This window comes from Enterococcus sp. DIV0901a (genome assembly GCF_051711525.1).
GTDB classification, from domain to species: domain Bacteria; phylum Bacillota; class Bacilli; order Lactobacillales; family Enterococcaceae; genus Enterococcus_B; species Enterococcus_B faecium.
Map to the genome: position 1 here is coordinate 2,405,829 of NZ_JBIOMW010000001.1, position 14,468 is coordinate 2,420,296.

10 protein-coding genes are annotated in these 14,468 nt (G+C 38.7%); 7 read left to right on the forward strand and 3 right to left on the reverse strand.

Going from position 1 to position 14,468, the window contains the following annotated elements; genetic code table 11:
* Window positions 1-131: 131 nt before the first annotated feature.
* Window positions 132-2,330 carry a helix-turn-helix domain-containing protein gene (locus IGL70_RS11590; protein WP_002286007.1) on the reverse strand — a complete coding sequence of 733 codons (2,199 nt, stop codon included), beginning with the start codon at window positions 2,328-2,330 and terminating at the stop codon, window positions 132-134.
* Window positions 2,331-2,561: 231 nt separating this feature from the next.
* Between IGL70_RS11590 and IGL70_RS11595 the strand changes: the two genes are divergently transcribed.
* The 7 genes from IGL70_RS11595 (at window position 2,562) to IGL70_RS11625 (ending at window position 11,405) form a co-directional block, all read left to right on the forward strand.
* Complete coding sequence (locus IGL70_RS11595; RefSeq protein WP_002286006.1) at window positions 2,562-3,554, forward strand: LacI family DNA-binding transcriptional regulator; 993 nt, start codon at window positions 2,562-2,564, stop codon at window positions 3,552-3,554.
* A 59-nt stretch (window positions 3,555-3,613) separates the two neighbouring features.
* Window positions 3,614-5,035: a tagaturonate reductase gene (locus IGL70_RS11600; protein ID WP_104874014.1), complete on the forward strand. Its 1,422-nt coding sequence runs from the start codon at window positions 3,614-3,616 to the stop codon at window positions 5,033-5,035.
* Window positions 5,028-6,527, forward strand: a complete 1,500-nt coding sequence (locus tag IGL70_RS11605) for a UxaA family hydrolase (protein WP_104874013.1) — start codon at window positions 5,028-5,030, stop codon at window positions 6,525-6,527. The genes IGL70_RS11600 and IGL70_RS11605 overlap by 8 nt, the downstream gene beginning before the upstream one ends.
* 38 nt (window positions 6,528-6,565) lie before the next feature.
* On the forward strand, window positions 6,566-7,960 hold the full coding sequence (gene uxaC, locus IGL70_RS11610; RefSeq protein ID WP_104874012.1) for a glucuronate isomerase: 1,395 nt from the start codon (window positions 6,566-6,568) through the stop codon (window positions 7,958-7,960).
* 158 nt (window positions 7,961-8,118) lie between these two features.
* On the forward strand, window positions 8,119-8,802 hold the full coding sequence (locus IGL70_RS11615; RefSeq protein WP_002294493.1) for a rhamnogalacturonan acetylesterase: 684 nt from the start codon (window positions 8,119-8,121) through the stop codon (window positions 8,800-8,802).
* Between the two features lies 1 nt (window position 8,803).
* Window positions 8,804-9,640 carry a sugar phosphate isomerase/epimerase family protein gene (locus IGL70_RS11620; protein ID WP_104874011.1) on the forward strand — a complete coding sequence of 279 codons (837 nt, stop codon included), beginning with the start codon at window positions 8,804-8,806 and terminating at the stop codon, window positions 9,638-9,640.
* A 10-nt stretch (window positions 9,641-9,650) separates the two neighbouring features.
* Window positions 9,651-11,405: an ABC transporter ATP-binding protein gene (locus IGL70_RS11625; protein ID WP_086325059.1), complete on the forward strand. Its 1,755-nt coding sequence runs from the start codon at window positions 9,651-9,653 to the stop codon at window positions 11,403-11,405.
* Window positions 11,406-11,680: 275 nt separating this feature from the next.
* Here IGL70_RS11625 and IGL70_RS11630 read toward each other — a convergent pair whose 3' ends face one another.
* On the reverse strand, window positions 11,681-12,022 hold the full coding sequence (locus tag IGL70_RS11630) for a YlbF family regulator (protein WP_002285994.1): 342 nt from the start codon (window positions 12,020-12,022) through the stop codon (window positions 11,681-11,683).
* A gap of 67 nt (window positions 12,023-12,089) precedes the next feature.
* Window positions 12,090-14,261, reverse strand: coding sequence for a PBP1A family penicillin-binding protein (locus IGL70_RS11635; RefSeq protein WP_002294492.1), 2,172 nt, complete (start codon window positions 14,259-14,261; stop codon window positions 12,090-12,092).
* Window positions 14,262-14,468: the final 207 nt, after the last annotated feature.

The window sequence follows — 14,468 nt, forward strand, 5'->3', positions numbered from 1 at the left end:
TCTTGATTAAACGGCGTTTATCTTGTTGATTCTGCGGCAATAAAATCAGCCAGCAGCAAAACATGAAGTGCTGTTTTTTGCTGTCCTCTTTTATTGCTTGAATCAGATCACAAGAAAAACAGCCTCTTGATTCACAAATATTTTTTTCGATATTCTCCCGGCGTAATCGATTCCTTCTTTTTAAAGAAACGAATAAAATTTTGCGGATTTCGATATTGCAATCTTTCTGCAATCTCTTTTACGGAGAGGTTAGTCTCTTTCAACCATTTTTTTGCTACCTCTAAACGATGATTTTGAACAAAATCACCAAATTTTTCTCCTGTTTCCTTTTTAAATACATTACTTAAATAGTTAGGGTTATAATGCAACCTATCAGCGATCACATCTAAAGACAGATCACGATCATATTCTGTGTAGACGATATGCATAATATTCTCCGACAAATTTTTAAATTCATGATCAGTGATTGCTTGAGAGCATTCTGTGATTGGCAGAACTAATTGTTCTAAAACAAGTTTTTCTAGTTCTTTGGGATGATAATTGTTCAGTGCTTTTACATAAATTTGTTTCATGTTATCAAAGTTTTTTGAATCTACTCCCAATAACTGTCCTAATTGAACGAGTTCATTGATCAAGCGGACCGAAACTACTTCCCGACTCAAAGGATTTTTATTTTGTGCAAACAATGCATCAATCAATTCATGTACTAAATTCTTCACTTCCTGATTTCCAGAACGAATGGCTTCAAACAATCGATTTTGTTCTTCTATCGGATATCTAATAAGTGTTTTTTCATGAGCAGCAGGAACGATTTCCTGATAAAAAATAATTGAACTTGGACCAGTATTTACACGATAATACAGGGCTTCTTTTGCCCGATCAACCGATTGCTTGCTTTCATTCAGCGTTTCGAACCGGTTACTGATGCCTATACTGATAGTTAAATTCAAGTATTCTTTTACACGTTTTTGAATGAGTCGGCAATACTCCATGACTTTTTTGCTTGCTTCTGCATCATCTTTATCCATTCGATAAATAGTGGCTTGCATTTCTTCATTCAAAACGATCGGCAGCATTCGATTTTCCTTTGGCACAATTTCCGTGATCATGTTGTTGATCGCTAAAAGTAGCAAATCACGCTCCCCACCGTGACTATCTTCTAACAGATCGATTTGAACCAAAGCTGTATAATAGCAGTCATTTTGAGAACTATAACCAAATTGCTGCAACCGCTGATCTAGTTCTCGCCTTTCTACTCGATTTCTAAATAAACTAAGTACAAATAGCGTTTCCAGCTGTGGCTTTTGGGTAACTAAGTGTGCACTTAACGCTTCTTTTTCTCCTATGATCCGACTGACTGATTGAGCGACCAAATCTAGTTCTTTCCCACTGAATCCTTTTGATTTAAGATTCAGACGTTCCTGTATTTGAGAAATCGGACGGGCAAATCTGTCCGAAAATAAGTAGGAAAGAAGACCAATGAGTCCTACCAGTGTTAAAGACACTGCAACTAGCCCGATTCTCAGATTGCGGATCATTGCGCCAATTGCACTAGAGTCAACTTCTAATCTGTAAATCCAATTATTATAATCTGATTTCAGTACTATATACGTTTTATCTTTTTCTCTTATCACTTTCAGCTGATTGTAATCTAGATCCACGTCCGTTAATACAGTTGGTTGCTCTTTATTTTTTACTGTCTGAGTAGTAAAAAGGTTGCCAACTTCGTTTTCAATAGAAAGTATGTCTTCTCCACTTTCACCAACAACTTGTTCTATTGTATGTTTCTCTATCGTAGCAATTCCCAATGCATATTTTTCTTTTTCAAACATTGGCAAAGAAATCACCATTTCGATTCCTTTGTTTTTCTTTTGCCAAAATAAATTATTTTTGTTATTTATGTACTTCTGTTGATACTTTTCAACTTCCTCTTCGGTCAGTTGACTCAACGATCCATTGATTACTCCCCATTTACCAGCCAAACTGACTAAATCATAATTATTATCATCCATAACAATCGTTTCTATAAAATTTAGTTCTTTCCTGATTTCAGAATAAGTGGAGTAATCTGTATATGTCAGCGGATGCTTGAATATGTCCGAGAAATTTTTGGTCGAACCATACGTAGAAAACGAATATTCAATCGTTCTAATTTTCCATTCAACGTTAGTTTTAACTTGCCTGAGCAAATTCTTTTTGTCTGTTAAATAACTCGATTCGATCGATTCATAGGTATTCTGGTAAATGAATAAACTAAATCCTATGACAAGTACGGCTCCTAATAAAAACATCGGTAAAAATATTTTATAAAATACTGTACTTTTCTTCATTTTCTTCCTCTCCTCCTTTTAAAATAAAAGGCTTTCATTTTTCTGTAAAATTGATACTCATCTAATTAAATGAGCATTCCCCGCTTTCAAGAATAGCATAATTAAAAATAAAAATCCAAGTAATTTTTAACGTGTGCAATCTTTTCATATCAAAGATCTATTGACTTATCGTAGTTATCGTAATATGATGAATGCGTTAACAAAAAGTGAAAAAGTAAGGAAAATGATGGAATGGTAACGATCAAAGATATCGCTAAAGCAGCTGGCGTTTCTCATACGACAGTTTCTCGTGCTTTGAATAACAGCAGTTTAATAAAAAATGAAACAAAACAAAAAATACGACAACTAGCTAAGGAAATGAATTATTCGCCAAACTATAGTGCAAAAGGTTTAGTGAATCAAAAAAAATATCTAATCGGACTATTTTTCTCAAGTTTGCATAAAGGAACTTCATCAAATTTCCTAGCAGATTCCATTGCAGGCATCCATTCAGTATTAGACACAAATTACAGTTTATCTGTTGAAAGTATCGATGTTGTTGATTTAACAGAAATCAACCTGCAACGCTACGATGGACTGATCGTTATGAGTCAAAGTGATGATGATCAGCCTTTCATCGACTATCTCAAAGAAAAAGAATTTCCTTTCGTTGTTGTCAATCGTCACATCAATGATCCAGCGGTTATCAACGTCACTGCCGATGATGCGGCCGGTGTTATGCAGGCAGTAGATTACGGTATTGGATGCGGACATACGAAGATCGCTTATATTGGCGGAAAGAAAAATTTTCGTTCGACAAAAGAACGGGAAAAAGGGGTATTGAAAAGTCTAAAAAAAGCGAGCATCCCTGTCAATCCAGCCTATTTTTTAACAGGAGATTACAGCTTAGAAAGCGGCCTCCAAAACATGGAATACCTATTATCACTTTCTGACCTGCCTACTCTGGTTTTTTGCGGCAACGACGACATAGCGATTGGTGCATTGAGAGCTGTACATTTAGCTGGCCTCCGTGTTCCCCAGAACATTTCTCTGATCGGGTTCGATGATTCTCCAGTCGTCTCCTATCTCAATCCGCCGCTTACCACCGTACGTAAGCCTTTGAAAGAAATGTGTCAAGAAGGAACAAAGCTTTTACTAGATTTGATCGAAGGCAGGACGATCGAACAATCTAAAATTGAGCTCTCCACCTTGTTGATCCTTCGTGAGTCGATCAATTACTTGTAAACTACAAGTAATTTTATATAAAAATGTTAACGTGTGCATAACACAGAAAGGAAGTTTATATGAAAAAAATGACAAAAGAATTAGTGAAAAAAAACGAAGCACCTGTAAAAGTTCTTCAGTTTGGTGAAGGCAATTTTATGCGTGGATTTATTGATTGGCAGATTCAGCAGCTGAATAACCAACAATTGTTTAAAGGTAATGTTGCAATCATTCAACCTTTAGAACAAGGTCTTGGAAATATGATGAACCAGCAAGATAATTTATATACGGTCATTTTACAAGGACTCAGCAATGGCGAAATCGTTGATACTTCCGAGATTATCACCGTAGTAGAACAAATGATCAATCCTTATGATGAATGGGATGCTTATCTATCTCTAGCAGAAAATGACGACTTGGCCTATATCGTCTCCAATACGACAGAGGCAGGAATCCAATTCGTGGAGACGGATAATTTAACAGATACTCCCCCACAGAGCTTCCCGGGCAAACTGACAGCCTTTTTATACCGACGTTTCAAATTAAACAAAGCTGGCTTTACCATCATTCCTTGCGAACTGATTGACAGAAACGGCGAACGTCTAAAAGAAATCATTTTACGCTACGCAGAAAAATGGGATTTAGAACCTGCTTTTGTTGAGTGGTTAGAAAAAGAAAATGTTTTCTGTTGTAGTTTAGTTGATCGCATCGTCCCAGGTTATCCTCGCGAAGATGCAGGTGTTTTCAATCAACGGCATAACTATGAAGATCAATTGATGGTCAAAGCAGAACCATTCATGCTTTGGGTGATCGAAGGGCCTAAAGAATTGGAGAATCAACTACCATTCAAACAGGCTGGCTTGAATGTCATCATCACAGATGATATGACTCCTTATCGTGAACGTAAGGTGCATTTGCTTAATGGACCGCATACAGCGATGGTCCCTCTTGCTTTGTTGGCGGAATTGGAAACTGTAGAAGAAGTAATGAAAGATCCTTTATTCTCCGCATATGTTGATCAGTTATTCAATCTAGAATTGATTCCTATGCTTTCTTTACCTAAAGATGAATTAGGCATTTATGCTGACCAAATCAAAGAACGTTTCTTGAATCCTTTTGCCCATCACAAATTAGAAGCGATTTCATTAAATAGTGTTTCAAAGTTCAGCACCCGTCTGCTTCCAGTGTTCAAGAAGTATATCGAAGAACAAAATCAGGTACCACCGTTAATCACTGTTTCACTAGCTGCGCTACTTCTTATGTATCGAGGCGATCAAGTAAAGCCACATGATGATGAAAAGACGATAAGTGAATTTACTGATGCTTGGTCTGATAATGGAACAGCTATTCCTCGATTATTGCAAAACGCTGCGCTTTGGGGAGAAGATTTGTCTCAAATACCGAATGTGACAGATACAGTTCAAGAAATAGCTGCAAAGATCGATCAAAAAGGTGTCCGGTCAGTATTACAAGAAATGAAAGGAACGATGGTCCATGCTTGAAACCCTTCAACCAACAATGAAATTAAATCGACGAGACAGTGTGGTCGTCGCATTAACACCTATTCCAAAACAAACACAACTGACGATTGATCAGCAAACGATCACCACTCTTGAAGATATCCCGCAAGGTCATAAGATTGCATTGGGTGATTTGAAAGCTGGAGACAACGTGATCAAATATGGCTATCCAATCGGTCATGTGACGACAGACGTAACTGCCGGTCAATGGCTGCACACTCATAATGTAAAAACCAATCTTTCTGGTGAATTGGATTATCGATATGAAAAAGATGTCCATCCAAGTCATTACCTTTTTGAGAACCGAACATTTCAAGGTTACTTGCGAAAAAATGGAAAAGTAGGGATTCGTAATGATTTGTTTTTAGTACCTACCGTTGGGTGTGTGAATGGCATTGCTGAACTGATCGTCAAACAGTTCAAGGAAAAACATCCAGATCTGGGACAGTTTGACCATATTACGATTTTAAAGCATCCTTATGGCTGTTCGCAGCTTGGAAAAGATCATCAAAATACTCGAGAAATTTTAGCGGACGCAGTAAACCATCCCAATGCCGGCGGAGTTTTAGTATTTGGATTAGGTTGTGAGAACAATACAGTTCCTGAATTCAAAAAAATTTTAGGCGAATATGATGAAGAACGAGTGAAATTTCTAGTGGCTCAAGATGTTTACGATGAGATCGAACAAGGTGTGGCTCTATTAGAAGAGCTTTTAACAGCGGCGGAAAATGACCAGCGCATATCAGTCCCGCTCTCTAAGTTGAATGTCGGTTTGAAATGCGGCGGTTCTGATGGTCTATCGGGAATAACTGCTAATCCTTTACTTGGTGCATTTTCTGACTACTTGATTGCTCAAGGAGGCAGCACGATCTTAACAGAAGTGCCAGAAATGTTTGGCGCAGAACAAGTATTGATGGCACGAGCGGAAAATGAAGAAGTTTTTGACTCAATCGTTGACTTGATCAATGACTTCAAACAGTATTTCTTGTCTTACGGGGAACCAGTTTACGAAAACCCATCTCCTGGCAATAAAACAGGTGGAATCACTACATTAGAAGACAAATCATTAGGCTGCACACAAAAATCAGGAAGCTCTCCTGTCGTTGATGTGCTGCAATATGGCGAGAAAATCAGAAAACCAGGGCTTAGCTTGTTGCAAGCTCCCGGAAATGATCTTGTAGCTACTTCTGCTCTTGCTTCATCCGATTGCCAGTTGGTCTTGTTTACCACAGGAAGAGGAACTCCGTTTGGCTCATATGTCCCAACGGTCAAGGTATCTACAAATACGACTCTTTTTGAACGTAAAGGTCATTGGATGGATTTTAATGCAGGCGTCTTATTAGAACAACCAATGGAAGTAATCTTAGAATCGTTTGTTCAAAAAATCATCGCTGTAGCTAGTGGAGAAGAAACGAAAAATGAACAAAATGACGTTCGAGAAATTGCCATTTTTAAAAATGGAGTAACACTTTGATTTTCATAAAACAGTATAAAAAGAAAGAAGGAAGATTTATGTTTTTATCTGATGATTTTTTATTAAAAGACGATTGGGCGAAAAAGCTTTACCATTCCTACGCAAAAAACATGCCCATTATTGATTATCACTGTCACTTAGATCCAAAAGAAATTTACGAAAACAATAATTTCAGTAATCTGACGGAAGCTTGGCTGGGAGGCGATCATTACAAATGGCGCTTGATGCGAGCTTGTGGCGTACCTGAAGAAAAAATCACAGGAAATGCTTCTGATTTTGAAAAGTTTTTGGCTTGGTGTCAAACCGTGCCAAAAATTATCGGAAATCCGCTTTACAGTTGGTCACATCTTGAATTGAAGCGTTTCTTCGGTATTGACTTGTTGATAAATGAAGAAAATGCAGAGAAAATTTGGACACAAGCAAATGAAATTTTGGCAGCTCCTGATTTTCGCCGTCGGGAAATCGCAAAAAAATCGAATGTAGAAGTGATTTGTACAACAGATGATCCCGCAGACGACTTGCACTATCATCAGTTGCTTGCTCATGAAGAACCAGATTTGAAGGTTCTCCCTTCATTCCGTCCAGATAAAGCACTCAATATTGAAAAAGAAGGATTTAATGCATGGGTCACACTACTGGAAGAAGCAGCTGACCAAACGATCACCACCTATCAAGAACTGATTGAAGTCTTAGGACAGCGGATAGAATACTTCCATCAACATGGATGTCGTGTTTCCGACCACGCTTTAGACACCTTACGCTATAAAGAAGCGGATGAAACAGTATTAGAAGAGATTTTTCAAAAAGCACGAGCTAACAAACTATTATCTTCAGATGAAATCGATGCTTATCGTACAGAAACACTGATACGTTTGACCCACTTCTATCATTCTCATAATTGGACGATGCAGCTGCACATCCATGCTTATCGTAACTGTAATACACAAATGTTGGAAAAATTAGGGCCCGATACCGGCTATGATGGAATGAATGATCTTTCTTTGACTATTCCTCTGCAAAAATTATTGAATCGTGCAGAAGAAACGGATCAGTTGCCAAAGACGATCCTTTATTCATTGAATCCGAATGACTATCCTGCGATTTTAGCTTTGATGGGCTGTTTCCAAAAAGAACAGAATGGAAAACTGCAGTTAGGTTCTGGATGGTGGTACAACGATACTCGAGCTGGTATGCGCGATCAATTGACACAATTTGCTGATGGTAGTGCTTTGGGGAATTTTGTCGGCATGCTGACAGATTCAAGAAGTTTCCTGTCCTACACTAGACATGAATATTTCCGTCGTGTTCTTTGTGAATTTTTAGGCGAAATGGTCATGCGAGGAGAAGCACCTGAAGATGAACAACTTTTAGGAAGTCTAGTTCAAGCGATTAGTTATACAAATGCTAAAAATTACTTTGGCTTTTTTGCCTAATTGATTAATAGTAACAGTAACGAATCAAAAACAGGATAGCGAAATAACGGAATCCGTTTATCCACGTTTTAGAGAAGAAGACGGACCAAATTTGCTCCGTCTTCTTCTCTTGCTGTTCTGCTTCATTGCCTATAAACCTTTATGAAAGAAGAGATAACATGCCTACTATCCATATTGCCGGTGATTCTACTGCGGCAGAAAAAGATGAAAACAAGCGTCCCGAGACAGGTTGGGGAGAAAAAATCTCTGCTTATTTTTCACCCGAGATCCAGATCAATAACCAAGCAAAGAATGGACGCAGCACCAAATCATTTATCCAGGAAGGAAGGTTAGCCCGTCTAGCTTCACAGTTTCAGCCGAATGATTTCTTATTTGTACAATTTGGACATAACGACCAGAAAATCCAAGAAGAAAGAGGTACGCTTCCCTTCGGTAGCTATTTAAAAAATCTGCAGATATTTTTTGAATGCGCAAAAAAAGCGAACGTCCAAATGGTCTTACTGACATCTGTGACGCGACGAGATTACTTAGAAAACGGAACATTGAATCCAGATATACTTGGAGACTATCCAAAAGCGATGCGTGCATTTGCTGAGAAACACCATATTCCTCTTTTAGATGTGTTCTCAAGATCACAAGAATTATTCCAGACCTTCTCAAAAGAAGAGACAAAAAAATTCTACCTGCATCTTATGCCTGATACTTGTAAAAATTACCCAGAAGGACTAAAAGACAATACCCACTTTAGTCCAGAAGGCGCTGATAAAGTTGCCCGAATAATTGTTGAATTGATAAAAGAATCCCGTCTGCCTCTTGCTAATTATTTACAAAAAGGAGTTTGAGATGTTTCCATTAAATTTAGGCATCCGTGCCCACGATTTAGATGTTCGAAATCGTGAAGAAATCGTTCAAAAAGTATCACAGCTTCACTTGTCCCATATCCAATTTGCACCACAAAAAGCATTTCCTGAACAACTTAAATTAACTGACATGACACTTGGGAGTGCTGCCTATTTTGGTGAATACTTCCAAAAAAACAATATCGAACTTTCCATTTTAGGATGCTATATCAACCTATCCAACAAAAATCAAGAAGTTCGTGCACAAGCATTGGCAACTTTCAAACAGCAAATTGCTCTGTGCTCTGCCTATCAAGCCAAGATGATTGCTACGGAAACCGGTAGTGTCTCTGTCGGTTACACAAAAGAAAATTTTACTGAAGAAGCTTATCAGATCGCCAGAAATTCTATCATTGAATTAGTCGCTCATGCAGAAAATTTTGGCGTAACTGTTGCTGTTGAAGTAGGGATCAATCATCCAATCTATAACTATCAGTTAGCTAAACGTTTAATCGATGAAGTAGCTTCACCAAATTTAAAAATCATTTTAGATTGTGCGAATTTGATGCATAAAGAAAATCATGCTGATCAGGAGAAAGTGATCCGAGGTGCCTTGGACAATTTACATGGTTATATTACAGCGCTTCATCTCAAAGACTATATCATGGAAAATGGAAAGATCCGCATGGTACCTGTTGGCAAGGGCTGTTTAGATTTCCGCCCGGTACTGCATTATATCAAATATGAGCGTCCTCTAATGTACGCCACTCTTGAAGCTACTCCTGAGATTTATGTTCCTGAAGCAATAGAACACTTGCAGTTTATTTACCAAGATTGTTAAGGAGAAGATTATGGAGGAACGAATACAGAAAAGTTATCAAAAATATCATGCAAATGCTTTTCAGACATTGCTGCATCTTTATCAGGGAAATTATTGGCGTTTTGCCATGTCAGGACTCTTTTTTATTATCAAACATCTTCCATCTTGGTTAATGCCGATCGCTATTGCCAATGTAATCAATGCAGCTTCATCGAAAGATTCTTCTCAGTTGCAGGCCATTTATTTCAACGCTTTTTTGATGGCTTGTCTGATTGGTCAAAATATATTGACGAATTATTTTCATGTAAAATACCATAGCACTTCGATCCGTCAAGTAGAAGCTGGACTAAGAGCGACCCTTATCAAGAAAATCCAAGAACTATCTATTCCTTATCAAAAAGAATTGCAATCTGGACGAATCCAGTCAAAGATCATCCGTGATGTAGAAGCTATCCAAACGTTGTCCTCTCAAGTATTTGTCAGCGGATTAAATATCGCTGTCAATTTATTCGTAGCTTTAGGTATCACGCTTTATAGAAGTCCTGTTGTTTTCATGTTTTTCTTATTGACTGTTCCTCTCGCCGCATTCGTTACTCTCTTTTTCCGTAAAAGGATCAGACAGTCCAACTCAGACTTCCGACAAGAAATGGAAGAAACCTCTGCAAAAGTGATCGAAGTGATCGAATTAGCACCGATTGCTCGAGCTCATGGGTTAGAAAAGCACGAAACAACTCGCTTAAATAAGCATTTTACTCAAATCTATGAAAAAGGATTCCACTTAGATATCCTGCAATCTGTTTTCGGATCAGTCAGCTGGGCTAGTTTTCAGATATTTCAGCTGATTTGTTTGATTTTCACTGGGATATTAGCTTTACAAGGGCGCATCCAACCCGGCGATGTCGTGATGTATCAGACGTATTTCACGACGATCGTCAATTCCGTTTCTGGAATGATCACGCTGATTCCTACGATTTCAAAAGGCATGGAATCTATCACTTCTATTGGCGAACTGTTGATTGCTGGCGATGTAGAAACTTATCACGGTAAGAAAAAAATCCAACATTTGGATGGAAATTTTCGTTTTGAGGATGTTTCTTTTCATTACCCGGACTCACTCAAGCCGATTATCGATCATTTTTCTCTAGAGGTGAAAGCTGGAGAAACAATTGCTTTTGTTGGGCCATCTGGTTCTGGAAAATCTACACTCCTTAACTTATTGATTGGATTTATCCAGCCGTCTTCAGGGAGGATTTTCCTAGATAATCAGCCTTTGGATGAATTGGATATGCGAAGTGTGCGTAATTATTTAGCCGTTGTTCCTCAAACCACTTTGTTGTTCTCCGCTTCGATCAAAGAGAACATCACTTATGGCTTGAAAAACGTATCAAAAGAACGTTTAGATGAAGTCATCGAAGCTGCGCAACTTTCTTCACTGATTGACCAGCTCCCTGATGGTCTGGATACCTTAGTAGGCGAACATGGCAACAAGCTGTCTGGTGGCCAAAAGCAACGTATCTCCATTGCACGAGCGTTGATACGTCAGCCAAAAATCATTTTGCTAGATGAAGCAACCTCAGCTTTAGATAACCAGTCAGAGAAAAAAATCCAGCAGGCCCTGAATTACCTGACAGAAACACCCACTACTTTTATTGTGGCTCATCGGCTTTCAACGATCAAAGAGGCAGATAAAATCGTTGTGATCGATGAAGGAAAAATCGTTGAAATAGGTACTTACGAAAAACTGTTAGCTCAAAAAGGCTATTTCTACCGCTTGAAAAATGAATGACAAAAAATAGGAGCTATGACAAGACTTTTGTCGTAGCTCCTATTTCTGAATAAACGGTGTTCTCCTGCCAACTCCTCGGTCACAAGTCACAATAGTCATCAAACATGAGAAGCTGTTTTTTGAAATTGTTCCTTGTAACTCAGAGTTAAACGGTAGGCTCACGACCTCTTGGTAAATGGTGTTCAAGAGACAGCCTATCGGCAATAAGAAGCAATTTTGTCATCGCTCAAGGCCGAACGTCTCTTTCACACCCTCTGTTGTTTCATAAAATAGTTTTATTCGCTGTAAAGGTCGCGAACTGGTGTCATGATGATACGGTTCAAGTCATTGATGATTGTACTGAAGCCTTGCTCTTTTTGCATCAAGTCATTGATTACTTCTTCTGATTGGATTTTCACAGCCATTTCTTGTGCTTTCATTGCATCTTCGTCGCTGAACTCTTGTCCACTCATTTGTTTTTCTTGTAATTCGATTTGCATCGCTTGGAAGTCTTTGAACAGTTTGTGTGCTTCTTCGTTTGCTTGTACTTTCTCGTACGCTTCTTTCAACGCTTTGAATTCTGGTAATTCACGGATCTCACGTTCGATTTGATTCGCGCTATCGTAGATGTTTGACATGTTATGCCCTCTTTTCTTTTAGTAGTTACTCTCTATTGTAACATGGGGTTATTCGTTTTCAAAGGGTCTACTCTCCTTGATATTTCCGCCAGAGGTCTTTAGCCGCTTCACCAATTCCCTGAACGCCTTCTTTCACCATATCGCCGAAGTTTTTCAGCCCTTCTTTTGCTTGTTCACCATATTGATTCAAGTTATCTTGCCAATTTCCAGACTCTCCATTAGAATTTCCTGTGTTTCCAACTTGATCTGCAGCTACCACTTGTCCTCCTGTGGCATAGGCATCTGCTACACTAAATCCTGTTTTTGAAGTATACGGAAGGATGCCTTCTGCCGCTGATTTGAAGACTTTCCCGACAACATTTCCACTTGTCCCTTCCAAATAGTGCAGCTTGCTGGATTCTTCGTAACCCATCCATGTCGAAATCACTACGTCTGGCGTGTAACCGATCATCCATTGGTCATTTGCTTTTGTGGCATCGAAATTAGTTTCTGTGGTTCCTGTTTTCCCTGCTATCGTATAACCTGCAGGATTCGCAGCAGCCGCTGTTCCATTTGAAAATGTACCAAGAAGCATGCTGGTCATTTCATCGGCTGTTTCCTTTGATATGACCTGTTTTGGTTTTTTGTTTGTGTTATCGACGATCACCGCTCCAGTCGAATCAACGATTTTCGTGATAAGATGCGGCGTATACATCTGACCATCATTGGCAAATGCACTGTAAGCACCCGCCATGATCAATGGAGATACTCCTTTTTCCAGTCCACCAAGGGCTAAGCCATAATACTTATCAGATTTTGCTAAAGGCAGGCCGAATTCTTCTGCTTTATCATATCCTTTTTGTAAACCGATCTCATGCAAAAGCCATACAGCAGGCAAATTCAAACTTTGTGCAACAGCTTGATACATCGGTACTTCTCCTTGGTATGTCCCGTCAAAATTATGCGCATCGTAATAACTTTGCGGTTCGTCTTTCAAGATACTGGAAGGCTTGTATCCAGCTTCCAGTGCTGGTGTATATACGCTTAATGGTTTGATCGTTGATCCTGGTGAACGACGCATCTGTGTAGCAAAGCTGAATCCTCTAAAGACATGATCTCCTCTTCGTCCTACTAGTGCTTGTACACCACCTGTATTCGGATCTAAAGCTACTGAAGCAGATTGGACCATGGCACCATCTGAAGCATTTGCTGGGAATAATGCACTGTTTTGATAAGTAGCTTCTAATTGCTTTTGATAATCCTGATCTAAAGCTGTATAGATTTTATAGCCTTTATTCATGACATCTTCTTCATCAAGACCATACTCGTTAACTGCTTCATCGATCACTGCATCAAAATAATAAGGATAACGATAACCAGAATCTGAATTATCGTATGTGTCATTAAGATACGCGCTGATATCTGTCTGGCTTTCTGCTTGTTCTTGTTCTTTTGTGATTTTTCCGTTTTCTTCCATTACACTTAGTACTGTGTTTTTCCGATCATTCGCATTTTTTGGGTGATCGATCGGATTATAAATACCAGGACCTTTCAGCATTCCTGCCAAAGTAGCAGCCTCAGACAGCGTAACATTCGTTGCATCTACTCCAAAATACTTTCTGGAAGCGTCTTGGACACCCCATACCCCGTTGCCAAAATAGGCATTGTTAAGATACATGGTCAAGATTTCTTCTTTGCTGTACTTCTTTTCGATCTCGATTGCCAAAAATAATTCCTTCGCTTTTCGATCAAACGTTTGGTCTAATGTCAGATACGCATTTTTGGCAAGCTGCTGAGTGATCGTACTTCCTCCGCCCCCTGATGTTCCGCCAGACAAGACCATTCGGACTGCTGCACGGGCAATCCCTTTGATATCAAACCCGTGATGCTCGTAAAAATTCCTATCTTCTGTCGAGATTACTGCATCTTGGATATAGGGAGAAATCGCGTTTAATTCTACATATGTTCCTTTTTGGGCGTACAGTGTGCCAGCTTCTTCGTTTTTCTTATCATAAATGACTGTCGATTGGCTTAATCCTGATTTTAACGTTTCGACATTTGCTTGTTTTGCTAAAATAAAGAGGTAGATACTTGTCACTAAGACACAGATCAAACCAATCAGCAAAATCAATTTGTTCACATGATATTTTTTCCAGATGCGCTTTCGCCATCGATGGAATTGTCCGAGATATGGTCTGATCCAACGCCAAAAACTGATCAAAGCAGCTTTTATCTTTTCTAAAATGCTTTGAAAATCCATTTGCTTCTTCTCCTGTCTATTTGATTCAATCGTCTTATTTTACCATAGTGAAAGAGTGTTTTCTTCCTGCTTAAGTTGTAGTTCAATATGTTTTTTTACGTTAGTGCAAGTAGAGTAACATAAGAATGAACAGAAAAATGTAAGTTTTTTCTTAAATATGTTTTAAAAATGGTACAATTAGTCTGCAATTGCACTGAAAGGAGTACA

What these genes read in the sequence shown, in the direction of transcription:
- IGL70_RS11620 (WP_104874011.1), top strand. Translation starts at nt 8,804, where the DNA reads ATGTTTCCATTAAATTTAGGCATCCGTGCCCACGATTTAGATGTTCGA.
- uxaC (WP_104874012.1), top strand. Translation starts at nt 6,566, where the DNA reads ATGTTTTTATCTGATGATTTTTTATTAAAAGACGATTGGGCGAAAAAG.
- IGL70_RS11590 (WP_002286007.1), bottom strand. Translation starts at nt 2,330, where the DNA reads ATGAAGAAAAGTACAGTATTTTATAAAATATTTTTACCGATGTTTTTA.
- IGL70_RS11605 (WP_104874013.1), top strand. Translation starts at nt 5,028, where the DNA reads ATGCTTGAAACCCTTCAACCAACAATGAAATTAAATCGACGAGACAGT.
- IGL70_RS11630 (WP_002285994.1), bottom strand. Translation starts at nt 12,022, where the DNA reads ATGTCAAACATCTACGATAGCGCGAATCAAATCGAACGTGAGATCCGT.
- IGL70_RS11600 (WP_104874014.1), top strand. Translation starts at nt 3,614, where the DNA reads ATGAAAAAAATGACAAAAGAATTAGTGAAAAAAAACGAAGCACCTGTA.
- IGL70_RS11625 (WP_086325059.1), top strand. Translation starts at nt 9,651, where the DNA reads ATGGAGGAACGAATACAGAAAAGTTATCAAAAATATCATGCAAATGCT.
- IGL70_RS11635 (WP_002294492.1), bottom strand. Translation starts at nt 14,261, where the DNA reads ATGGATTTTCAAAGCATTTTAGAAAAGATAAAAGCTGCTTTGATCAGT.
- IGL70_RS11595 (WP_002286006.1), top strand. Translation starts at nt 2,562, where the DNA reads ATGGTAACGATCAAAGATATCGCTAAAGCAGCTGGCGTTTCTCATACG.
- IGL70_RS11615 (WP_002294493.1), top strand. Translation starts at nt 8,119, where the DNA reads ATGCCTACTATCCATATTGCCGGTGATTCTACTGCGGCAGAAAAAGAT.